Annotated in this window: 23 protein-coding genes; 14 read left to right on the forward strand and 9 right to left on the reverse strand. The window is 70.5% G+C overall.

Features of this window, described 5'->3' with window-relative positions; translation table 11 throughout:
• Positions 1-13: 13 nt before the first annotated feature.
• The 5 genes from pgl to tkt are packed head-to-tail and all read right to left on the reverse strand — an operon-like array spanning position 14 to position 6,628.
• On the reverse strand, positions 14-796 hold the full coding sequence (gene pgl / locus OG357_RS30085) for a 6-phosphogluconolactonase (protein ID WP_317594176.1): 783 nt from the start codon (positions 794-796) through the stop codon (positions 14-16).
• The gene (gene opcA, locus OG357_RS30090; RefSeq protein WP_329624121.1) at positions 793-1,851 is read right to left on the reverse strand and encodes a glucose-6-phosphate dehydrogenase assembly protein OpcA; all 1,059 of its coding nucleotides are present in this window, start codon (positions 1,849-1,851) and stop codon (positions 793-795) included. Before opcA ends, pgl begins: the two co-directional genes overlap by 4 nt.
• The gene (gene zwf, locus OG357_RS30095; RefSeq protein WP_329624122.1) at positions 1,848-3,380 is read right to left on the reverse strand and encodes a glucose-6-phosphate dehydrogenase; all 1,533 of its coding nucleotides are present in this window, start codon (positions 3,378-3,380) and stop codon (positions 1,848-1,850) included. Before zwf ends, opcA begins: the two co-directional genes overlap by 4 nt.
• Before the next feature lie 5 nt (positions 3,381-3,385).
• Positions 3,386-4,504 (reverse strand): transaldolase, encoded by a 1,119-nt coding sequence (gene tal / locus OG357_RS30100; protein ID WP_329624123.1) that lies wholly within the window; start codon positions 4,502-4,504, stop codon positions 3,386-3,388.
• A gap of 36 nt (positions 4,505-4,540) precedes the next feature.
• On the reverse strand, positions 4,541-6,628 hold the full coding sequence (gene tkt / locus OG357_RS30105) for a transketolase (protein ID WP_329624124.1): 2,088 nt from the start codon (positions 6,626-6,628) through the stop codon (positions 4,541-4,543).
• 314 nt (positions 6,629-6,942) lie between these two features.
• On the opposite strand from tkt, the gene OG357_RS30110 reads away from it, so the two are divergent.
• From OG357_RS30110 to OG357_RS30125, 4 genes are all read left to right on the forward strand, one after another.
• Entirely contained in the window at positions 6,943-7,890 is a 948-nt protein-coding gene (locus tag OG357_RS30110) for a heme o synthase (RefSeq protein ID WP_329624125.1), read from the forward strand.
• Positions 7,891-8,003: 113 nt separating this feature from the next.
• Complete coding sequence (locus tag OG357_RS30115) at positions 8,004-8,324, forward strand: hypothetical protein (RefSeq protein ID WP_329624126.1); 321 nt, start codon at positions 8,004-8,006, stop codon at positions 8,322-8,324.
• A gap of 70 nt (positions 8,325-8,394) precedes the next feature.
• Positions 8,395-9,519 (forward strand): amidohydrolase, encoded by a 1,125-nt coding sequence (locus OG357_RS30120; RefSeq protein ID WP_329624127.1) that lies wholly within the window; start codon positions 8,395-8,397, stop codon positions 9,517-9,519.
• A gap of 42 nt (positions 9,520-9,561) precedes the next feature.
• Complete coding sequence (locus OG357_RS30125; RefSeq protein ID WP_329624128.1) at positions 9,562-10,482, forward strand: immunity 49 family protein; 921 nt, start codon at positions 9,562-9,564, stop codon at positions 10,480-10,482.
• 56 nt (positions 10,483-10,538) lie between these two features.
• Here the strand turns inward: OG357_RS30125 and OG357_RS30130 are convergent, their stop codons facing one another.
• From OG357_RS30130 to OG357_RS30140, 3 genes are all read right to left on the reverse strand, one after another.
• Positions 10,539-11,507, reverse strand: a complete 969-nt coding sequence (locus OG357_RS30130; protein ID WP_329624129.1) for a COX15/CtaA family protein — start codon at positions 11,505-11,507, stop codon at positions 10,539-10,541.
• Between the two features lie 75 nt (positions 11,508-11,582).
• A complete protein-coding gene (locus OG357_RS30135) occupies positions 11,583-12,350 on the reverse strand; it encodes an ABC transporter permease (RefSeq protein ID WP_329624130.1) in 768 nt (255 codons plus the stop codon).
• Positions 12,347-13,273, reverse strand: coding sequence for an ABC transporter ATP-binding protein (locus OG357_RS30140; protein ID WP_329624131.1), 927 nt, complete (start codon positions 13,271-13,273; stop codon positions 12,347-12,349). The genes OG357_RS30135 and OG357_RS30140 overlap by 4 nt, the downstream gene beginning before the upstream one ends.
• A 234-nt stretch (positions 13,274-13,507) precedes the next feature.
• Here OG357_RS30140 and OG357_RS30145 point away from each other — a divergent pair, with 234 nt between their 5' ends.
• From OG357_RS30145 to OG357_RS30180, 8 genes are all read left to right on the forward strand, one after another.
• On the forward strand, positions 13,508-14,233 hold the full coding sequence (locus OG357_RS30145) for a helix-turn-helix transcriptional regulator (protein WP_329624132.1): 726 nt from the start codon (positions 13,508-13,510) through the stop codon (positions 14,231-14,233).
• Positions 14,230-15,645, forward strand: a complete 1,416-nt coding sequence (sufB, locus tag OG357_RS30150; RefSeq protein ID WP_317594164.1) for a Fe-S cluster assembly protein SufB — start codon at positions 14,230-14,232, stop codon at positions 15,643-15,645. Before OG357_RS30145 ends, sufB begins: the two co-directional genes overlap by 4 nt.
• A 61-nt stretch (positions 15,646-15,706) precedes the next feature.
• Positions 15,707-16,888, forward strand: a complete 1,182-nt coding sequence (gene sufD, locus OG357_RS30155) for a Fe-S cluster assembly protein SufD (protein ID WP_329624133.1) — start codon at positions 15,707-15,709, stop codon at positions 16,886-16,888.
• Complete coding sequence (locus tag OG357_RS30160) at positions 16,888-17,205, forward strand: bifunctional 3-phenylpropionate/cinnamic acid dioxygenase ferredoxin subunit (RefSeq protein ID WP_030322524.1); 318 nt, start codon at positions 16,888-16,890, stop codon at positions 17,203-17,205. The genes sufD and OG357_RS30160 overlap by 1 nt, the downstream gene beginning before the upstream one ends.
• A gap of 7 nt (positions 17,206-17,212) precedes the next feature.
• The gene (gene sufC / locus OG357_RS30165; RefSeq protein WP_024757174.1) at positions 17,213-17,980 is read left to right on the forward strand and encodes a Fe-S cluster assembly ATPase SufC; all 768 of its coding nucleotides are present in this window, start codon (positions 17,213-17,215) and stop codon (positions 17,978-17,980) included.
• Positions 17,977-19,245 (forward strand): cysteine desulfurase, encoded by a 1,269-nt coding sequence (locus tag OG357_RS30170; RefSeq protein WP_056646030.1) that lies wholly within the window; start codon positions 17,977-17,979, stop codon positions 19,243-19,245. The genes sufC and OG357_RS30170 overlap by 4 nt, the downstream gene beginning before the upstream one ends.
• Before the next feature lie 10 nt (positions 19,246-19,255).
• Complete coding sequence (gene sufU / locus OG357_RS30175) at positions 19,256-19,717, forward strand: Fe-S cluster assembly sulfur transfer protein SufU (RefSeq protein WP_329624134.1); 462 nt, start codon at positions 19,256-19,258, stop codon at positions 19,715-19,717.
• Positions 19,714-20,052 (forward strand): metal-sulfur cluster assembly factor, encoded by a 339-nt coding sequence (locus OG357_RS30180; protein ID WP_024757177.1) that lies wholly within the window; start codon positions 19,714-19,716, stop codon positions 20,050-20,052. Before sufU ends, OG357_RS30180 begins: the two co-directional genes overlap by 4 nt.
• A 68-nt stretch (positions 20,053-20,120) precedes the next feature.
• Here OG357_RS30180 and OG357_RS30185 read toward each other — a convergent pair whose 3' ends face one another.
• A complete protein-coding gene (locus OG357_RS30185; RefSeq protein ID WP_329624135.1) occupies positions 20,121-21,236 on the reverse strand; it encodes an oxidoreductase in 1,116 nt (371 codons plus the stop codon).
• Positions 21,237-21,320: 84 nt separating this feature from the next.
• Here OG357_RS30185 and OG357_RS30190 point away from each other — a divergent pair, with 84 nt between their 5' ends.
• Both OG357_RS30190 and OG357_RS30195 read left to right on the forward strand, forming a co-directional pair.
• Positions 21,321-21,641, forward strand: coding sequence for a DMT family transporter (locus tag OG357_RS30190; protein WP_329624136.1), 321 nt, complete (start codon positions 21,321-21,323; stop codon positions 21,639-21,641).
• Positions 21,641-22,204 (forward strand): TetR/AcrR family transcriptional regulator, encoded by a 564-nt coding sequence (locus tag OG357_RS30195; protein ID WP_329624137.1) that lies wholly within the window; start codon positions 21,641-21,643, stop codon positions 22,202-22,204. Before OG357_RS30190 ends, OG357_RS30195 begins: the two co-directional genes overlap by 1 nt.
• Positions 22,205-22,223: the final 19 nt, after the last annotated feature.

The raw sequence follows: 22,223 nt of genomic DNA on the forward strand, positions 1-22,223 counted from the left end.
CCAGGTAGGGAAATCAGGCGGAAGCCGGCGGATACAGGCTCCGCGGCAGCTCCGAGGCCGCGGCCGCGTCGAGCAGCCACAGCGTGCGCGAGCGGCCGTAGGCGCCCGCCGCCGGGGCCTGCACCTCGCCCGCGCCCGACAGCGCGATCGCCGCGGCCTTCGCCTTGTCCTCGCCGGCCGCGAGCAGCCAGACCTCCTTGGCCGCCCTGATCGCCGGGAGCGTCAGGGAGACCCGGAGCGGCGGGGGCTTGGGAGCGCCGTGCACCCCGACCACCGTCCGCTCGGTCTCGCGGACCCCCGGCAGCTCGGGGAAGAGCGAGGCCACGTGCGTGTCCGGGCCGACGCCCAGCATCAGCACGTCGAAGGTCGGCACCCGCCCGTGGTCACCGGGACCCGTGGCGGCGGCCAGCTCCTCCGCGTACGCGGCCGCGGCGGCGTCGACATCGGCGCCGTACGGTCCGTCCGAGGCCGGCATGGCGTGCACCCGCGCCGGGTCGAGGGGCACCCGGTCGAGCAGCGCCTCACGGGCCTGGGTGACGTTCCGCTCGGGATCGCCCTCGGGCAGGAAGCGCTCGTCGCCCCACCACAGGTCGAGCCGCGACCAGTCGATCGCGTCCCGGGCGGGCGCCGTGCCCAGCGCGGCCAGCAGGCCGTTGCCGTTGCGTCCGCCGGTCAGCACCACCGAGGCGGAGCCGCGGGTGGCCTGGGCGTCCACGATCTTCGTGATCAGCCGGGCTGCCGCCGCCTGCGCCATCAGCTCCTTGTCGCGGTGGACGACCAGCTGAGGGGTGCTCACTTGGCCGCCGCCTTCTTGGCCGGGGCCTTCTTCGCGGCGGGCTTCGCGGAAGCTGGGGCCGCCGACTCCACGACCACGACCGCCTCGGCGACGGGCTCGTCGACCTGCTCGGGAGCGACGGTCGCCGCCTCCTCGTCGAGCCGTTCGAGACCGAACTTGAGCGCCGTCGCGTAGGTGTCGTCCGGGTCGAGCCGGCGCAGCTCCTCCGCGATCAGCTCGGCCGTGTCCCGGCGCTTGAGCGCCACGCCACGGTCCGGCTGACCCTGGATGGAGAGCGTCGCGAGCGAGCCGTCCGGCCGGTCGAGCACGATCGGGCCGGAGCTGGTCTCCATCCGTACGGAGGTGAGACCGGGCCCCGCCGACTTGGAGCGCCGCACCGGCACCTTCAGCCGCTCGGCCAGCCACATCGCGAGCAGCTCGACGCTGGGATTGAACTCCTCGCCCTCGACCTCGGCCGAGGTGACCTCGCACACGACCTGGTCGAGCGCGGCGGCGAGCATCGAGCGCCACGGGGTGATCCGGGTCCACGAGAGGTCCGTGTCGCCCGGGGTGTACGTGTCCGCCCGCGCCGTCAGCTCCTGGATGGGCTGCTCGGCGGCGTACGTGTCGGTCACCCGGCGCTGGGCGAGCGCGCCCAGCGGGTCGTTCGCCGGGTCGGTCGGCGCGTTCACCGGCCACCAGACGACGACGGGGGCGTCCGGGAGGAGCAGCGGAAGCACCACCGACTGGGCGTGGTCGACGACCTCGCCGTACAGCCGGAGGACAACCGTTTCGCCGGTACTGGCGTCGGCGCCGAGGCGGACCTCGGCGTCGAGTCGTGCCTTGGCGCGGTCCCGCGGCGAGCGCGAGACCCGCTTGATGACGACGAGGGTCCGCGAGGGGTGCTCGCGGGACGCCTCGTTTGCCGCCTTCAGCGCGTCGTAGGCGTTCTCCTCGTCGGTGACGATGACGAGGGTGAGCACCATGCCGACGGCCGGCGTGCCGATCGCCCGCCGCCCGAGCACCAGCGCCTTGTTGATCTTGGATGACGTGGTGTCCGTCAGGTCGGTCTTCATGGCCGGCGCCAGCTCCGTCCGTCTCGTGCGAGCATCTCGTCCGCCTCGACCGGACCCCAGGTCCCGGACTGGTACTGCGCGGGCTTGCCGTGCTTGTCCCAGAACTGCTCGATCGGGTCGAGGATCTTCCAGGACAGCTCGACCTCCTCGACCCGCGGGAAGAGGTTCGAGTCGCCGAGCAGGACGTCGAGGATGAGCCGCTCGTACGCCTCGGGGCTGGACTCCGTGAAGGACTCGCCGTACGCGAAGTCCATCGACACGTCCCGGATCTCCATCTGGGTGCCGGGCACCTTGGAGCCGAACCGCACCGTCACGCCCTCGTCCGGCTGGACCCGGATCACGATGGCGTTGCGGCCGAGTTCCTCGGTCGCGGTGTGGTCGAAGGGGGAGTGCGGGGCGCGCTGGAAGACGACCGCGATCTCCGTGACGCGGCGGCCGAGGCGCTTGCCCGTACGGAGGTAGAAGGGGACACCCGCCCAGCGGCGGTTGTCGATCTCCAGCTTCACGGCCGCGTAGGTGTCGGTCTTCGACTGGGGGTCGATGCCGTCTTCCTGGAGGTAGCCGACGGCCTTCTCGCCGCCCTGCCACCCGGCCGCGTACTGGCCGCGGACCGTGGTCTCGCCCAGGTCCTTGGGGAGCTTCACCGCGCCGAGGACCTTGGTCTTCTCGGCGGCGAGCGCGTCGGCGTCGAAGGAGGCGGGCTCCTCCATCGCGGTCAGCGCGAGCAGCTGGAGCAGGTGGTTCTGGATGACGTCACGGGCGGCGCCGATGCCGTCGTAGTACCCGGCCCGGCCGCCGATGCCGATGTCCTCGGCCATCGTGATCTGGACGTGGTCGACGTACGACCTGTTCCAGATCGGCTCGAAGAGGGTGTTGGCGAAGCGGAGCGCCAGGATGTTCTGGACGGTCTCCTTGCCGAGGTAGTGGTCGATCCGGAAGACCGCGTCGGGCGGGAAGACCTCGTGGACGACCTCGTTGAGCTCCTTGGCGGAGACCAGGTCGTGCCCGAAGGGCTTCTCGATGACCGCGCGGCGCCAGGAGCCGTCCTTCTGGTCGGCGAGGCCGTGCTTCTTCAGCTGCTGGACGACCAGCGGGAAGAACTTCGGCGGCACGGAGAGGTAGAAGGCGAAGTTGCCGCCGGTGCCCTGCGCCTTGTCCAGCTCCTCGACGGTGGACTTCAGCTTCTCGAAGGCCTCGTCGTCGTCGAAGTCACCCTGGACGAACCGCATGCCCTGGATCAGCTGCTGCCACACCTCCTCGCGGAACGGGGTGCGCGCGTGCTGCTTGACGGCCTCGTAGACCTCCTGCGCGAAGTCCTCGTCCTGCCACTCACGGCGGGCGAAGCCGACGAGCGAGAAGCCCGGCGGCAGCAGGCCGCGGTTGGCCAGGTCGTAGACGGCGGGCATCAGCTTCTTACGGGACAAATCGCCCGTGACGCCGAAGATCACCAGGCCCGACGGCCCCGCGATACGCGGGAGCCGTCGGTCGGCGGCGTCACGGAGCGGGTTGGCTCCGTCGACTGCGCTCAAAGTGCTTACGCCTCCGCAGGTACGCGGCGCGAGAGCTCCGCCTCGGTGGACTTGAGCAGGTCGTTCCAGGACGCCTCGAACTTCTCGACGCCCTCGTCCTCCAGAAGCTGCACGACCTCGTCGTAGCTGATGCCCAGCTTCTCGATGGCCGCCAGCTCCGCGCGGGACTGGTCGTACGTGCCGCGCACGGTGTCACCGGAGACCTCGCCGTGGTCGGCGGTGGCCTCCAGGGTGGCTTCCGGCATGGTGTTGACCGTGCCCGGGGCGACCAGGTCCACGACGTACAGCGTGTCCTTGTACGCCGGGTCCTTGACACCAGTCGAGGCCCACAGCGGACGCTGCTTGTTGGCCTGCGCCTTGTCGAGGGCCGCCCAGCGGTCGGAGGAGAAGACCTCCTCGTACGCCTCGTAGGCCAGGCGGGCGTTGGCCAGCGCGGCCTTGCCCTTGAGCGCCTTGGCCTCGTCGGTGCCGATGCCGTCCAGGCGCTTGTCGATCTCCGAGTCCACACGGGACACGAAGAAGGACGCCACCGAGTGGATCTTCGACAGGTCGAGGCCGCGCTCGCGGGCCTTCTCCAGACCCGCCAGGTAGGCGTCCATGACCGCGCGGTAGCGCTCCAGCGAGAAGATCAGCGTCACGTTGACGCTGATGCCGAGGCCGATGACCTCGGTGATCGCCGGCAGACCCGCCTTGGTGGCCGGAATCTTGATGAGCGTGTTGGGACGGTCCACCAGCCAGGCCAGCTGCTTGGCCTCGGCGATGGTGGCGACCGTCTCGTGGGCGAGACGGGGGTCGACCTCGATGGAGACCCGGCCGTCCTGGCCGTCGGTCGCCTCGAAGACCGGCCGCAGGATGTCGGCGGCGTCGCGGACGTCCGCCGTCGTGATCATGCGGATGGCCTCGTCGACGGTCACCTTGCGGGCGGCGAGGTCGGCGAGCTGCTGCTCGTAACCGTCACCGTGCGAGATGGCCTTCTGGAAGATCGACGGGTTCGTGGTCACACCGACCACGTGACTCTGGTCGATGAGCTCGGCCAGGTTGCCGGACGTGATCCGCTTGCGCGAGAGATCGTCCAGCCAGATCGCGACGCCTTCGTCGGAGAGGCGCTTGAGAGCGTCTGTCATGAGAATTCCATCTCCATTAAGTCGTACGTATGCGCGTCAGCGCGCGGCGGCGTCGATCGATTCCCGCGCGGCGGCGACGATCGCCTCCGGCGTGAACCCGAACTCGCGGAAGAGAACCTTCGCGTCCGCCGAGGCACCGAAGTGCTCCAGCGAGACGATCCGGCCGGCGTCCCCGACGTACCGGTGCCAGGTGAGACCGATACCGGCCTCGACCGCGACCCGGGCCTTGACCGACGGCGGCAGGACGGAGTCCTTGTACGCCTGGTCCTGCTCCTCGAACCACTCGACGGACGGCATCGAGACCACACGGGTCGGGACACCGGCGGCCTGGAGCTGCTCGCGGGCCTCGACGGCCAGGTGCACCTCGGAGCCGGTCGCGATCAGCACGAGCCGGGCGTCGCCGCCGTCCGCGTCGAAGAGCACGTAGCCGCCCTTGGCCGCGTCCTCGTTCGCCACGTAGGTCGGCACGCCCTGGCGGGTGAGGGCGAGACCGTGCGGGGCGCCCTTGCCGAAGACCTTGGTGTGCCGCTTCATGATCTCGCGCCAGGCGATCGCCGTCTCGTTGGCGTCGGCCGGACGGACCACGTTCAGACCCGGGATCGCGCGCAGCGAGGCCAGGTGCTCCACCGGCTGGTGCGTCGGGCCGTCCTCGCCCAGACCGATCGAGTCGTGCGTCCAGACGTACGTCACCGGCAGGTGCATCAGGGCCGACAGACGCACGGCGTTGCGCATGTAGTCGGAGAACACCAGGAAGGTGCCGCCGTAGACACGGGTGTTGCCGTGCAGCGCGATGCCGTTCATCTCGGCGGCCATCGAGTGCTCGCGGATGCCGAAGTGGATCGTGCGGCCGTACGGGTCGGCCTCCGGCAGCGGGTTGCCCTCGGGCAGGAACGACGAGGTCTTGTCGATCGTCGTGTTGTTCGAGCCGGCCAGGTCGGCCGAGCCGCCCCACAGCTCCGGGATGACCGCGCCGAGCGCCTGGAGGACCTTGCCCGAGGCCGCGCGGGTGGCGACGCCCTTGCCGGGCTCGAAGACGGGGAGCTTCTCCTCCCAGCCGGCCGGCAGCTCGTTCGCCTGGATGCGGTCGAACTGGGCGGCGCGCTCCGGGTTGGCCGTACGCCACTCCGCGAGGGACTTCTCCCACGCGGCGCGGGCCTCACGGCCCCGGTCGCCGAGCGAGCGGGTGTGCGTGATGACCTCGTCGGTGACCTCGAAGGTCTGCTCCGGGTCGAAGCCCAGGACACGCTTGGTGGCCGCGATCTCCTCGTCGCCGAGCGCCGAGCCGTGCGAGGCCTCGGTGTTCTGCGCGTTCGGCGCGGGCCAGGCGATGATCGAGCGCATCGCGATGAACGACGGACGCTCGGTCTCGGCCTCGGCGGCCCTGACCGCCGCGTACAGCGCGGCCGGGTCCAGGTCGCCGTTGGACTTCGACTCGACGCGCTGGACGTGCCAGCCGTACGCCTCGTACCGCTTCATCGTGTCCTCGGACACGGCGGTCTCGGTGTCGCCCTCGATCGAGATGTGGTTGTCGTCCCACAGCAGGATCAGGTTGCCGAGCTTCTGGTGCCCGGCGAGCGAGGACGCCTCCGCGGAGATGCCCTCCTGCAGGCAGCCGTCACCGGCGATCGCGTAGATCCGGTGGTCGAACGGGGAGGTGCCGGGGGCCGCCTCCGGGTCGAACAGACCGCGCTCGTAGCGGGCGGCCATCGCCATGCCCACGGCGTTGGCGACACCCTGGCCCAGCGGGCCCGTCGTCGTCTCGACCGCGGCCGTGTGGCCGTACTCCGGGTGACCGGGGGTCTTCGAGCCCCAGGTACGGAAGGCCTTCAGGTCGTCCAGCTCGAGACCGAAGCCACCCAGGTACAGCTGGGTGTAGAGGGTCAGGGACGAGTGGCCCGCGGAGAGGACGAACCGGTCGCGCCCGACCCACTCGGGATCGGCCGGGTCGTGCCGCATCACCTTCTGGAAGAGGGTGTACGCGGCGGGCGCCAGGCTCATCGCCGTACCGGGATGGCCGTTGCCGACCTTCTGTACGGCGTCCGCTGCCAGGACGCGGGCGGTGTCGACAGCCCGCTGGTCCAATTCGGTCCACTCGAGGTCTGTGGTGGTCGGCTTAGTGCTCACCCTGGGTCAGGGCTCCTCTCCACATGTTCTGAAGCCGGTGACTGAGGGTGTACCGGCGGTGTCGAGCCTACCCCCGACAGAGCCCCCTCTTTTCGTGTGCAGGCCCCTCAAATGAGCGGACAGAGCAAGAGTGCCGGTGGCCGTGTGAGTTCGCCTCCCGAACGGTGTCCACACCGTGGGACACACCCCTCCAACACGACCCCACCCCCGCGAAGATCGGCGTCTGGGCAACGTCTACAGTGGCGTGGTACGCGCAAGCTTTACCCCGTCTTCATCCGGGGCGCTTGCTGGGAATTTCTCTGTCAGGGGTGTGCGTGACGGCCGTCGAGTCCCGACCCGCAGGGGTCGTCTTGACTCCCAGCCCGGGGGGCCATCGGCCGTTCGGGGCCCGCGTCAAGGCATACGTGGCGCTGACCAAGCCGCGGATCATCGAGCTTCTGCTCATCACGACCGTTCCGGTCATGTTCCTCGCCGAGCAGGGCGTGCCGAACCTGTGGCTGGTGCTCGCCACCTGCTTCGGCGGCTACCTGTCGGCGGGCGGCGCCAACGCGCTGAACATGTACATCGACCGCGACATCGACGCCCTGATGGACCGCACCTCCCAGCGCCCGCTGGTCACCGGCGTGCTCACGCCGCGTGAGGGCCTCGTCTTCGGCCTCAGCCTCGCGGTGATCTCCACGCTCTGGTTCGGGCTGCTGGTCAACTGGCTCTCCGCCGCGCTCTCGCTCGGCGCGCTCCTCTTCTACGTGGTCGTCTACACGATGATCCTGAAGCGGCGGACCGCGCAGAACATCGTCTGGGGCGGCATCGCCGGCTGCCTGCCGGTGCTCATCGGCTGGTCGGCCGTGACGAACTCGATGTCGTGGGCCGCGATCATCCTCTTCCTCGTCATCTTCTTCTGGACGCCGCCGCACTACTGGCCGCTGTCGATGAAGGTGAAGGACGACTACGCGCGCGCCGGCGTGCCGATGCTGCCGGTCCTCGCCTCCAACAAGGTCGTGGCCAAGCAGATCGTCGCCTACAGCTGGGTGATGGTCGCGGTCTCGCTGCTGCTGACCCCGCTCGGCTACACCGGCTGGTTCTACACGGCCGTGGCGCTGCTCACCGGCGGCTGGTGGCTGTGGGAGGCGCACGGGCTCCTCAACCGTGCGAAGTCGGGCGCGACCGGCGCGAAGCTCAAGGAGATGCGCCTCTTCCACTGGTCCATCACCTACGTCTCGCTGCTCTTCGTGGCGGTCGCGGTGGACCCCTTCCTCCGGTAAGGCTCCGGCGCGACGCGCTCAGATGATGTGTCCGGTCGACGGCCGGGTCACGTGGGATAGACCACGTGGCCCGGCCGTCGCCAGTCGATCTACCCCTCGGTAGCATCTTTGACATGGCAGAAACGAAGCAGGAAGAGCGCAGGGCGGCCAGGCTCGCGAAGCAGATCCGGGCGTTCTCCGCGGAGCACGGCGGCGCCGAGGGGCAGCTCGCCCACATCGGTCAGGCGGGCACCCGGATCGTCCTCGTCGGCACGGACGGCGGCTGGGGCGACCTGGTGGCGCCCACGTACCCGATCGCGCAGCAGGCCGCCGAGAAGGCCGGGCTGACGCTCCACGACGAGTTCGACGGCGAGTTCGCCGCCAGGGTCGTCACCGGCCCGTACGAGTGGAGCCGGATGGCCGGTATCCAGATCGGCGGCCCCTCCAACAGCTGAGGCAACAACCTCGCGCGGGGCTCACCCGTTAGGACGTGTGGAGACACGTCCACACAGGGAGCCCGCCGAGATGATCGACACGCCGAGCCTCGTGGACCAGTACTGCCACGGAGTGCTCCGTACGGAGCTCGGCCTGGGCACCTTCGAGACCCACCTCGGCGCGCACCTCGGTGACCGGCGCGGTGGTCGGCCCGGACTGCCCGCCGCCGGGACGACCTTCTTCGACACGCAGACCGGTTTCGCGGTACGGCGCTGGTGTCCGCCGCTCCTCGGCCTCGAACCGCACTGCCCGCCCGCCCGCTACCTCGCCCGCCGTCGCGAACTCGGCGTCGTCGAGGCGGGCCGCCGGCTCCTCCGGGCCTCCGGGATCTCCACCTATCTGGTGGACACGGGGCTCCCCGGCGACCTGACCCGGCCCGCGGAGATCGCCGCCGCGGCCGGCGCGGAGGCCCACGAGATCGTCCGCCTCGAACCCCTCGCCGAACAGGTCGCCGACACCTCGGGGACCGTCGACGCGTTCCTGGCCAACCTCGCCGAGGCCGTCCACGGGGCCGCGGTGAACGCCGTGGCCTTCACCTCGGTGGAGGGCGTACGCCGAGGGCTCGCGACGGCGCCCGAACCACCGGGACCGGGGGAGGTACGCGGGGCGGCGGGGCGCTGGCTCGCCGGACGCCCGGCGGGCGGGCGGCTCACCGACCCCGTCCTGCTGAGGCATCTCCTGTGGATCGCCGTCACCGCCGGGCGCCCCCTCCAGCTGCACACCCGGGACCGGGACCCGGCCGTCCTGGGCGGCTTCGCGGCCGCCACGACGGGGCTCGGCACCGACCTCGTCCTGCTGCACGCCTACCCGCACCACCGCGCGGCGGCGCACCTGACGGTCGTCCATCCGCATGTGTACGCGGACCTCGGCCCGGCCCTCGCCCACACCGGGGCCCGGGCGGCGGCCGTCCTCGCCGAGGTCCTGGAACTGGCGCCGTTCGGCAAGCTGCTGTTCTCCAGCGGCGCCCACGGACTGCCCGAGCTCCACGTGGTCGCCGCAGGCGTCTTCCGCTCGGCGCTCACCCGGGTGCTCGGGGAGTGGGTGATGGAGGGCGCCTGGTCCCACGCGGACGCCCAGCGCGTCGCCACGATGATCGCGGCGGGGAACGCCCGCCGCGTCTACCGCCTTGGACCCGCTGTCAGTCCCCGTTGGTAGCGTGCGCAGCAGATGGAAACGATCATGGGGGAGGCGGCAGCCATGGGAGAGACGACCGTGCACGAGGTCGACGGGGCCAGGATCGAGCGGGCGCTCGACGGCTTCAGGGGGCGGATCTTCGGCCGCTGGCACGACCTCCGGTACGGCAGCGGCATGTCGCTGACCGGTCTCGGGGAGACCCGCGACGAAATCCTGGACCACATCGGGGCCCGCACCCTGGAGGACCCCGAGCTCGCCGCGGACCCGTCCCGCGCGGCGCTGCTCACCGCAGCCGAGTGCGCACTCGGCGTGCTGGGCATCGGCTGCTTCCCCGACGGGGACTGGGACGTCCCGCTGCCCCTCACCGGGGAGACCCTGAGCAGCGGCGACCAGCTCTTCGACGAGGGCTGGGACCGGGGACACCGGGTGCCCACCGCGCGGACCTGGGTGGACGCCTTCGTGCTCTGCCTGATCAGCGGGCTCGTCCGGGAGCGCCGACGGGTGATCGGGCCGCTGCTCCACGAGGACTACGCGCCCGCGATCCGCTCCGGCGTGCCGTACTCGCGCTTCGACTCGGTCTCGGAGCCGGCGGACCTCGCCGAGATGGACGCCCTGTGCGCCTACCTGACGGTGGAGCACGGCCCGGTGCCCGGCGCCGTGCCCGGCGAGGTGCCGCTGCGCCGGCCCGGTGCGGAGGAGCTGGCGGCCGCGGCGGCGCGACTCGACGCGGCCGGGGCGCTGAGCCCGGACCAGCGGCTGCTGCGCGTCCTGCTCGACGACGACCGCGAGGCCTTCGAGCGGGCCCTCGTGGAGCGGCTCGACGCGCACCGGTCGGGCGTCGGCGCCGATCCCGAGCCGAGGAGCCTGCTGCCGGTGGGGACCGTCGCCCTGGCCGCCCTCGCCCACCTGGCGCACGGCTGGGAGCCGGCGGTCCGCTCCGGCTACCTGCCCGGGGCGCTGCTCCGCGCGCCGGTGTCCGCATAGCCGGACCGCCCGGACCTTCGCCGGTCGGGGCGGGGTCCGGGCGGTCCGGGGTGTTCTCAGGCGCTCGCGAGCGCGGAGTCGGTCTGGGCCGGGATCTCCGCCGCGGGCACCGGGCGCTCGCGCAGGCTCAGGGCCAGCCGCAGCACCGCGATCCACATCAGGGACGAGCCGAGCATGTGGACGGCGACCAGGAGCTCGGGGACGCCGGTGAAGTACTGGACGTAGCCGATCCCGCCCTGCGCGAGCAGCACGATCAGCAGGTCACGGGCGCGGGCCCGGGTGTCGTCCGGGGCGTCCACGACGCGCAGCACCAGCCACATGGCGACGGCGAGCGCGCAGACGACCCAGGCGGCGATGGCGTGGAGGTGGGCGGCGTCGGTCCAGTCCCACGGCATGCGCGGGACGTCGCTGCTGTCACCGGCGTGCTTGCCGGCGCCGGTCACGGTCGTACCGAGCGCGATGAGCAGACCCGAGGTGATCGTGACCGCCCACGACAGCTTGCGGACCGGGCGCGGCACGCGCGGCCGCGGGTCGGTGTCGCCCTCGCCGGTCCGGTGCCAGGTGATGACGGCCACCGTGAGGAGGGCGTTCGCGGCCAGGAAGTGACCGGCGACCGTCCACGGGTTGAGGCCCATCCACACCGTGATGCCGCCGATGACGGCATTGCTCATCACGATCCAGAACTGCGCCCAGCCCCACCGGGTGAGGTTGCGGCGCCACGGCTTGGTGGACCGGGTGGCGATGATGGCCCAGCCGACGGCCGCCGACAGGACGTACGTCAGCATCCGGTTGCCGAACTCGATCAGGCCGCGGTAGCCCTGCTCGGGCGTGACGATCAGGCTGTCTTCCGTGCACTTCGGCCAGGTGTCGCAGCCGAGACCGGAACCGGTCAGCCGGACCGCGCCACCCGTGACGATGATGAACACGCTCATCACGACGGCGGAGAGCGCGGCGCGCCGGAGCGTCCGGGGGGACGGGGTCCAGCGCTGGGCGATGTAGGCGAGGGGGGTCAGCACGGGCCCCATCGTAGGACGGGGCTTGTGCACGCTTTCACGAGGGGGGTGGCTTGTCGGGAAACGTCACCCTCTGAACCCCTTCCGCTACTCCCAGCGGAAGAACTTCGCCGCCGCGCCGAGGCCGAGGACCGCCCAGACCGCGAGGATCAGGGCGTTGGCCCAGGGCATGGGAGCGCCGTTCTGGAGGACGTCCCGCAGGCCGTCGGAGAGGGCGGAGATCGGGAGGAGCTCCAGGAGGGAGCGGGCCGGTTCGGGGAACTTGTCCAGGGGGACGATGACGCCGCCGCCGACCAGGAGCAGCAGGAAGACCAGGTTGGCGGCGGCCAGGGTGGCCTCCGCCTTGAGCGTGCCCGCCATGAGCAGCCCGAGGCCCGAGAAGGCGGCCGTGCCGAGGACGAGGAGGAGGGCCACGGAGGCGGGGTTGCCGTTCGGGGACCAGCCGAGGGCCAGGGCGATCGCCGTGAGGAGCGCGACCTGGAGCACCTCGGTGACGAGGACGGCGAGCGTCTTGGCGGTCATGAGCGCCCAGCGGGGGAGCGGTGAGGCGCCGAGCCGCTTGAGCACCCCGTACCGCCGCTCGAAACCGGTCGCGATGGCCTGGCCGGTGAAGGCCGTCGAGAGCACGGCGAGCGCGAGGACGCCCGGGGCGAGGAAGTCGACGGCCTTGTCCGCGCCGGTGTCGACGATGTCGATCGTGGAGAAGAGGACGAGGAGCAGCGAGGGGATGATCACCGTGAGGAGGAGCTGCTCGCCGTTGCGGAGCAGCATCCGGGTCTCCAGGGCCGTCTGGGCCGCGATCATCCGGCCGACGGGGGCCGCGCCCGGCTTGGGGGAGTAGGTGCCCGTGCTCATGACCGCAGTTCCTTGCCCGTCAGTTCGAGGAAGACGTCTTCGAGGGTGTGGCGCTCGACGGAGATGCCCCCGGGCATGACGCCGTGCTGGGCGCACCAGGTGGTGACCGTGGCGAGCAGCTGCGGGTCGACGGTCCCGGTGATCCGGTACGTGCCCGGAAGGGGCTCCGCGGCGGCCGTGCCGTCCGGCAGCGCCTTGAGCAGGGAGCCCAGGTCGAGCCCGGGGCGGCCGGTGAAGCGCAGGGTGTTCTCGGCGCCGCCGCGGCAGAGCTGGTCGGGGCTGCCCTGGGCGGCGACCCGGCCGGCGTCGACGATGGCGACGTCGTCGGCCAGCTCCTCGGCCTCCTGCATGAAGTGGGTGGTGAGGACGACCGTCACGCCGTCGGTGCGCAGCTCGCGTACGAGGTCCCAGGTCGCGCGGCGGGCCTGCGGGTCGAGTCCGGCGGTCGGCTCGTCGAGGAAGACGAGCTCGGGGCGGCCGACGACGGCCATGGCGAGCGCGAGGCGCTGCTGCTGGCCGCCGGAGAGCCGGCGGTAGGTGGTGCGGCCGCAGGAGCCGAGGCCGAGCCGCTCGATCAGGGCGTCCACGTCCAGGGGGTGGGCGTGGAGCTTCGCCATGTGGCGGAGCATCTCGTCGGCCCGGGCGCCGGAGTAGACGCCGCCGGACTGGAGCATCACGCCGATCCGGGGGCGCAGGGCGGCCGCGTCGGCGACCGGGTCGAGGCCGAGGACGCGGACGGTGCCGTCGTCGGGCCTGCGGTAGCCCTCGCAGGTCTCGATCGTGGTGGTCTTGCCGGCCCCGTTGGGGCCGAGGACGGCGGTGACGGTGTTCGCCCGCACGTCGAGGTCGAGGCCGTCGACTGCGGTTTTGTTTCCGTACCGCTTGACCAGGCCGCGGACCTGGACGACGGACTCATTTCCCATGACCGGAAGTCTAGAGAGGGAGCGAGGGTCCTCCCGGCGCGGGGCCCGGGAGCGCTTGTGGCCTGCATGTATGGGTCCGCCGGGTGGTCGGATGGCGATGCGGAGCGCGCCGGGATTCATCCTACGAATGATCATTTCCGCAGGTCAGGTAAGCCTTACCTGAGTGACGCACGGCACCGTCGCCGCCGTGGACGCCGCTTGTCAGTCCTCGATTAATTACGCAACAATGGCGTTGTGAAAAACGTTGGCGCGGCTCCGGTGGAGGAACTCGCGACCCGAGAGCGTTCCACGCGCAACCGGGTCGCGCGGTCGATCCTGGATCACGGTCCCTCGACCGTCGCCGATCTTGCCGGGCGGCTCCGCCTCACCCAGGCGGCCGTCCGCCGCCACCTCGACTCGCTGGTCGCGGACAATGTCGTGGAGGCCCGCGAGAAGCGCGTCTACGGCGCCCGCGCCCGCGGTCGCCCCGCGAAGATCTTCGCGCTCACGGACTGCGGCCGGGACGAGTTCGACCAGTCGTACGACTCGCTGGCCGTCGAAGCGCTCCGCTGGATCGAGCGCAACGCCGGTGGGGAGGCGGCCGTGGCCGCCTTCGCCCGCGACCGGATCGAGGCCCAGGGTGCCACGTACCGGGAAGCCGTCGAGGCGGCCGACCCCGCCCGGCGGACCGAGGCGCTTGCCAAGGCCCTGACGGCGGACGGGTACGCTGCCACTGCGCGGAACGCGCCGGTCGGCGAGCAGCTCTGCCAGCACCACTGCCCGGTCGCCCACGTCGCCGAGCAGTATCCGCAGCTGTGCGAGGCGGAGACGGAGTTCTTCTCCCGCCTCTTGGGAACGCACGTCCAGCGTCTGGCCACCATTGCGCATGGTGACGGCGTCTGCACGACGTTCATCCCGCACAGCGCGCCACAGACCAACTCATCAGCATCTGTCAGTACGGCCGGGAGGAACCCCGCATGACCACCGAGATCAGCCACCCCGAGCTTGAGGGCCTGGGTCGGTACGAGTACGGCTGGGCCGACTCCGACGCGGCCGGTGCCACCGCCAAGCGCGGTCTGAACGAGGACGTCGTCCGCGACATCTCCTCGAAGAAGAACGAGCCCGAGTGGATGCTGAACCTGCGTCTCAAGGGTCTGCGGCTCTTCGGCAAGAAGCCCATGCCGACCTGGGGCTCCGACCTCTCCGGCATCGACTTCGACAACATCAAGTACTTCGTGCGGTCCACCGAGAAGCAGGCCGAGTCCTGGGAGGACCTGCCGGAGGACATCAAGAACACGTACGACAAGCTCGGCATCCCGGAGGCGGAGAAGCAGCGCCTCGTCGCCGGTGTCGCCGCCCAGTACGAGTCCGAGGTCGTCTACCACCAGATCCGTGAGGACCTGGAGGAGCAGGGCGTCATCTTCGTCGACACCGACACGGCGCTGAAGGAGCACGCGGAGCTCTTCAAGGAGTACTTCGGCACCGTTATCCCGGTCGGCGACAACAAGTTCGCGTCGCTGAACACGGCCGTGTGGTCCGGCGGCTCGTTCATCTACGTGCCCAAGGGCGTGCAGGTCGAGATCCCGCTCCAGGCCTACTTCCGTATCAACACGGAGAACATGGGCCAGTTCGAGCGGACGCTGATCATCGTCGACGAGGACGCCTACGTCCACTACGTCGAGGGCTGCACCGCCCCGATCTACTCCTCCGACTCGCTGCACAGCGCCGTCGTCGAGATCATCGTGAAGAAGGGCGGCCGCTGCCGCTACACGACGATCCAGAACTGGTCGAACAACGTCTACAACCTGGTGACCAAGCGCGCCGTCGCCTACGAGGGCGCCACCATGGAGTGGGTCGACGGCAACATCGGCTCCAAGGTCACCATGAAGTACCCGGCCGTCTACCTCATGGGCGAGCACGCCAAGGGCGAGACCCTGTCCATCGCCTTCGCGGGCGAGGGCCAGCACCAGGACGCCGGCGCCAAGATGGTGCACATGGCCCCGAACACCTCCTCGAACATCGTCTCCAAGTCGGTGGCGCGAGGCGGCGGCCGCACCTCCTACCGCGGTCTCATCGAGATCGGCGAGGGTGCCCCGGGCTCCAAGTCCAACGTGCTCTGCGACGCGCTGCTCGTCGACACGATCTCCCGCTCGGACACGTACCCCTACGTGGACGTGCGCGAGGACGACGTCTCCATGGGGCACGAGGCCACGGTCTCCAAGGTCTCCGAGGACCAGCTCTTCTACCTGATGAGCCGCGGCATGACCGAGTTCGAGGCCATGGCGATGATCGTGCGCGGCTTCGTCGAGCCGATCGCCAAGGAGCTCCCGATGGAGTACGCCCTGGAGCTGAACCGGCTGATCGAGCTGCAGATGGAAGGCTCGGTCGGTTAAGACCCGGCCGCCATCCGTACCGTCTTTGCGTAGTCACGAGGAAGAGAGCAACACGACAGCCATGGCTGAGGCTCAGAACATCCCGGCGGGTTCCACCACCGCCGGCTCGATCGCGGTGGCCGCCGAGTCCACCGTCGCCACGCGCATGAGCGCGCCCCCGTCCTTCGACGTCGCGGACTTCCCCGTCCCGCACGGCCGCGAGGAGGAGTGGCGGTTCACGCCGCTCGCGCGACTGCGCGGCCTCCACGACGGCACCGCCGTCGCGTCCGGCGAAGGCGTCAAGGTCGTGATCGAGGCCCCCGAGGGCGTCACCGTGGAGACCGTCGGCCGCGAGGACGAGCGGCTCGGCAAGGCCGGCAAGCCCGTCGACCGCGTCGCGGCCCAGGCGTACTCCTCCTTCGAGAAGGCCTCGGTCGTCACCGTCGCCAAGGAGGCCGTCCTCACCGAGCCGATCCGCATCTCGGTACACGGCGAGGGCGGGGTCGCCTTCGGCCACCAGGTGATCGAGCTCGGTGCCTTCGCCGAGGCCGTCGTGGTCATCGACCACACCGGTGACGCGGTGCTCGCCGCCAACGTCGACTACGTGCTCGGCGACGGCGCCAAGCTGACCGTCGTCTCCGTCCAGGACTGGGACGAGAAGGCCGTCCACGTCGCCCAGCACAATGCGCTGGTCGGCCGCGACGCCTCCTTCAAGTCGGTCATCGTCACCTTCGGCGGCGACGTCGTCCGTATCCACCCGCGGGTGGCGTACGCGGCGCCCGGCGGCGAGGCCGAGCTCTTCGGCCTGTACTTCACCGACGCCGGCCAGCACCAGGAGCACCGCCTCCTGGTCGACCACAACACCCCGCACTGCAAGTCCAACGTGGCCTACAAGGGCGCGCTGCAGGGCCAGGACGCGCACGCCGTCTGGATCGGTGACGTGCTCATCCAGGCCGCCGCCGAGGGCACCGACACGTACGAGCTCAACCGGAACCTGGTCCTCACGGACGGTGCCCGGGTCGACTCCGTGCCGAACCTGGAGATCGAGACCGGCGAGATCGCCGGCGCCGGTCACGCCTCGGCCACCGGCCGCTTCGACGACGAGCAGCTCTTCTACCTGATGTCCCGCGGCATCCCGCAGTCCGAGGCCCGCCGCCTCGTCGTCCGCGGCTTCTTCGCGGAGCTCGTCCAGCAGATCGGTCTGCCGGACGTCCAGGAGCGTCTCCTCGCCAAGATCGAGGCCGAGCTGGAGGCCTCCGTCTGATGGCCTTCGTCCGAGTCTGCGCACTGAGCGAGCTGGAGGCCGACACCCCGAAGCGGGTCGAGGTCGACGGCACGCCGGTGTCGGTCGTGCACACCGAGGGCGAGGTGTTCGCGATCAACGACATCTGCTCGCACGCGAACGTCTCCCTCTCGGAGGGCGAGGTCGAGGACTGCGCCATCGAGTGCTGGCTGCACGGGTCGAGCTTCGACCTCCGCACCGGGAAGCCCTCCGGCCTTCCCGCGACGCGCCCCGTGCCCGTTTACCCCGTCAAGATCGAAGGGGACGATGTGCTCGTCTCCGTCACCCAGGAGTCCTGAGTCACCCATGGCAACGCTTGAAATCCGCAACCTGCACGTCTCCGTCGAGGCCGAGAACGGCCCCCGCGAGATCCTCAAGGGTGTCGACCTGACCATCAAGCAGGGCGAGACCCACGCCGTCATGGGCCCCAACGGCTCCGGCAAGTCGACCCTGGCGTACTCGCTCGCCGGCCACCCGAAGTACACGGTCACCGGCGGCACCGTCACCCTCGACGGCGAGGACGTCCTGGAGATGTCGGTCGACGAGCGCGCCCGCGCCGGCGTCTTCCTGGCCATGCAGTACCCGGTCGAGGTCCCCGGTGTCTCGGTCTCCAACTTCCTGCGCACCTCCGCCACCGCCATCCGCGGCGAGGCCCCCAAGCTGCGTACCTGGGTGAAGGAGGTCAAGTCCGCGATGGAGCAGCTCCAGATGGACCCGGCCTTCGCCGAGCGCAACGTCAACGAGGGCTTCTCCGGCGGCGAGAAGAAGCGCCACGAGATCCTCCAGCTGGAGCTCCTCAAGCCGAAGATCGCGATCCTCGACGAGACCGACTCCGGCCTGGACGTCGACGCGCTGCGCCAGGTCTCCGAGGGCGTCAACCGCGTCCGCGAGACCGGCGAGGTCGGCACCCTGCTGATCACGCACTACACGCGCATCCTGCGCTACATCAAGCCCGACTTCGTTCACGTCTTCTCCGAGGGCCGCATCGTCGAGTCCGGCGGCGCCGAGCTCGCCGACAAGCTGGAGAACGAGGGTTACGAGGCCTACAGCACGAAGGGTGGCGCATCCGCGTGACATCTGCCCATCAGGGGCTCTCCGGCCTCCTCGACACCGAGGCGATCCGCAAGGACTTCCCGCTCCTGGATCGCGTGGTCCACGACGGCAAGAAGATCGTGTACCTGGACTCCGCGGCGACCTCGCAGAAGCCGCGCCAGGTCCTCGACGCGCTGAACGAGTACTACGAGCGGCACAACGCCAACGTGCACCGTGGTGTGTACACGGTCGCCGAGGAGGCGACGGCGCTGTACGAGGGCGCCCGCGACAAGGTCGCGGCGTTCATCAACGCGCCGAGCCGCGACGAGGTGATCTTCACCAAGAACGCCTCGGAGTCGCTCAACCTCGTGGCCAACATGCTGGGCTGGGCCGACGAGCCCTACCGTGTGGACCACGAGACCGAGATCGCCATCACGGAGATGGAGCACCACTCCAACATCGTGCCGTGGCAGCTGCTCTCGCAGCGCACGGGCGCGAAGCTGAAGTGGTTCGGCCTCACCGACGACGGCCGTCTCGACCTCTCGAACATCGAAGAGGTCATCACCGAGAAGACCAAGATCGTCTCCTTCACGCTGGTCTCGAACCTGCTGGGCACGATCAACCCGGTCGAGACGATCATCCGCCGCGCCCAGGAGGTCGGTGCGCTCGTCTGCATCGACGCCTCGCAGGCGGCCCCGCACATGGTCCTGGACGTGCAGGCGCTCCAGGCCGACTTCGTGGCCTTCACCGGCCACAAGATGTGCGGCCCGACCGGCATCGGCGTGCTGTGGGGACGGCAGGAGCTCCTGGAGGACCTCCCGCCCTTCCTCGGCGGCGGCGAGATGATCGAGACCGTGTCGATGCACTCCTCGACCTACGCTCCGGCTCCGCACAAGTTCGAGGCGGGTACGCCCCCGATCGCCCAGGCCGTCGGCCTCGGCGCGGCCGTGGACTACCTGTCGGCGATCGGCATGGAGAACATCGCGCGCCACGAGCACGCGATCACCGAGTACGCCGTCCGGCGCCTCCAGGAGGTCCCGGACCTGCGGATCATCGGCCCCACCACGGCCGAGGACCGCGGCGCGGCGATCTCCTTCACGCTCGGCGACATCCACCCGCACGACGTGGGTCAGGTGCTCGACGAGGAGGGCATCGCGGTCCGGGTCGGCCACCACTGCGCGCGGCCGGTCTGCCTGCGGTACGGAATTCCTGCGACCACGCGGGCGTCGTTCTATCTGTACTCCACCCCGGCCGAGGTCGACGCCTTGGTCGCGGGTCTGGAGCACGTACGGAACTTCTTCGGGTAGGGGTTGGGTCGTGAAGCTGGATTCGATGTACCAGGACGTCATCCTGGACCACTACAAGCACCCCCACGGGCGCGGTCTTCGGGACGGCGACGCCGAGGTGCACCACGTCAATCCGACGTGCGGCGACGAGATCACGCTCCGCGTGAAGTACGAGGGCACGCGCATCGCGGACGTCTCGTACGAGGGTCAGGGCTGCTCGATCAGCCAGGCTTCGGCCTCGGTCCTGAACGAGCTGCTCGTCGGCAAGGAGCTGGCCGAGGCGCAGAAGATCCAGGGCACCTTCCTGGAGCTGATGCAGTCGAAGGGCAAGATCGAGCCCGACGACGCGATGGAGGAGGTCCTGGAGGACGCGGTCGCGTTCGCGGGCGTCTCCAAGTACCCGGCCCGTGTGAAGTGCGCGCTGCTCAGCTGGATGGCGTGGAAGGACGCGACGGCCCAGGCACTGGGTGACGCGGAGAGGGAGTCGGCATGACCGAGAACGCTGGGGCCACGATGAAGCCGGCCTCCGAGGAAGAAGTCCGCGAGGCGCTGTACGACGTCGTCGACCCCGAGCTGGGCATCGACGTGGTCAACCTGGGCCTGATCTACGGCATCCACATCGACGACTCGAACGTCGCGACGCTGGACATGACCCTGACGTCGGCGGCCTGCCCGCTGACCGATGTGATCGAGGACCAGGCGAAGTCCGCGACGGACGGCATCGTCAATGAGCTGAAGATCAACTGGGTCTGGATGCCGCCGTGGGGTCCGGACAAGATCACGGACGACGGCCGCGAGCAGCTGCGCGCGCTCGGCTTCAACGTCTGAGACACGGACTCGTGTGAACGGCCGTGCCCTTCGGGGCACGGCCGTTTCGCGTACGCGGGGCCGCTGCGTCAGTGCAGCCTGCCCCAGTCGCCGCGCGGGCCCGCATCGGGGCCGGGGGAGAGGCCGGCGGCCCGGGCGAGGTCCGGGGCCAGGTTCTCCTTGCGGATGCGCAGGTCGACGTAGAGCAGGGCCGTCGCCAGCGGGGGGAAGACGGAGACGATCAGCTGGCTGACCAGCTGCCCGACGAGCAGGAGCGCGATGACCACCGCGAAGGCGGCGATCACCGCGCTCGGGTCGTCGCCGGAGAAGTCGACGGCCGCCAGGGGCGCCGCCGCCACCAGCGAGAGGACCTGCTGGATGAGCCAGCTGACGAAGGCGGTCACGAGAGCGACGAGCAGCAGGATGCCGAAGGAGCGCCACCAGGAGCCGCGGATCAGGGTCGAGGAGCGGCGCATCGAGGCGATCGGGCCCTGGCCCTCCATCACCGCCACCGCCGGGGCGAGGCTGAACTTCACCCAGATCCAGGTCGCGAGCGGGGTGACGAGCAGGGCCAGGAGGACGGCCAGGAAGGGGATGAGGAGCCAGTTGCCGTTCGAGGGAGCGCTGTCCAGGTCGCCCAGGTCCGCGAGGAGGCCCACGAACATGGCGGCGAACCCCACGAGCAGGATCACGACCGGCAGCATCAGGATGAGGCTCGTCAGGAACACGGTGCCAAGAACGGCCGGCATTCGGGCCCAGGCGCGGCGCCAGATCGCGCCGAAGGTCGTCGGGCGGCCGAGGACGGCCTCCTGGATCACGGCGGGGCAGGCCGCCGCCGTCAGGGCGCCGGCGCAGAGGATCGCGATCAGGCCGGCGATCCAGACGCAGACGAAGGCGACGATCAGGGGCCGGACGTCGTCCCACCGGGGCTCCTGGCCCGCGGGCAGGTCGAACACGGCGGGGAAGAGGTCGCCCACGGCCGCGAACGCGATGAGGATCGCCGCTCCCACGAACAGGATCGCCGTGCCGTAGACGGCGGCGGTGACGCCGACCAGCTGCTTCCAGTGGCGTCCGAAGGCGGCGAAGGTGCCGGAGAGGATCGCGCCGAGGTCGAGCGGCGCCAGGGGTATGACCCCGGGTCTCGGGGGTGGAGGCGGCGGCGGATAGCCGTAGCCGTACGGCGGCGGGCCTGGGGGAATCGTCATGCCGGACACCGTATCGGTAGCCGAACATACGCTCGTACCCGCCGATGTGTACGCCCGTACGCAGTGATGTGTACACTCGTACGCATGGGCTACGGACTGCTGGCGGGCGCCATCGTGGCGGAGATCCTCGCCACCACCTCGATGAAGTACAGCGACGGCTTCTCCAAGCTCTGGCCCTCGCTGATCACCGGCGCGGGCTACCTGATCGCCTTCGCGCTCCTCGCGCAGGCCCTCAAGACGCTCCAGGTCGGCACCGCGTACGCCATCTGGTCCGGCGTCGGCACCGCCGCCGTCGCCACGATCGGCATCCTCTTCCTCGGCGAGACCCTCAGCCTCGCCAAGATCGCCGGGATCGTCCTCATCGTCGCCGGGGTCGCCGTCCTCCAGCTCGGCGGCGCGCACTGATGGCCCGCGCCCGCCGCCACGACCCCGAGCGGCGCGAGCGGATCGTCGCCGCGGCCCTCCGGGTCGTCGGGCGGTCCGGCATCGCCGGGCTGAGCCACCGGACCGTGGCCGCCGAGGCCGACGTGCCGCTCGGCTCCACCACGTACCACTTCGCCTCCCTCGACGAACTCCTCGTCGCCGCGCTCCGCGAGGCCAACGAGAGCTTCGGGCGGCAGCTCCGCGAGAGTCTCGCCCTCGCCGATCCGTCCACCGGCCTCGCCGCCGCGCTCGCCCGGCTCATGGGGGAGTGGATGGGTGGTGAACGCACCGGCGTGGAGCTGGAGTACGAGCTCTACCTCGCCGCCCTGCGCCGCCCCGCCCTGCGCCCGGTCGCCGCCGAGTGGGCCGAGGAAGTCGTCGCCGCGCTCTCCTCCCGGACCGACCCCGCCACCGCCCGCGCCCTGGTCGCCCTCGTGGACGGCATCTGCCTCCAGGTCCTGCTCACCGGCGGCACGTACGACGAGGACTACGCGCGCGAGATGCTGGCCCGGATCCTGGTACCGGCGGGGGGTCCGCCCCGGTAGGCGCGCGCGTCCGTGTGGG

Origin of the sequence: Streptomyces sp. NBC_01255, assembly GCF_036226445.1 — a bacterium.
In the GTDB taxonomy this organism is placed as follows: domain Bacteria; phylum Actinomycetota; class Actinomycetes; order Streptomycetales; family Streptomycetaceae; genus Streptomyces.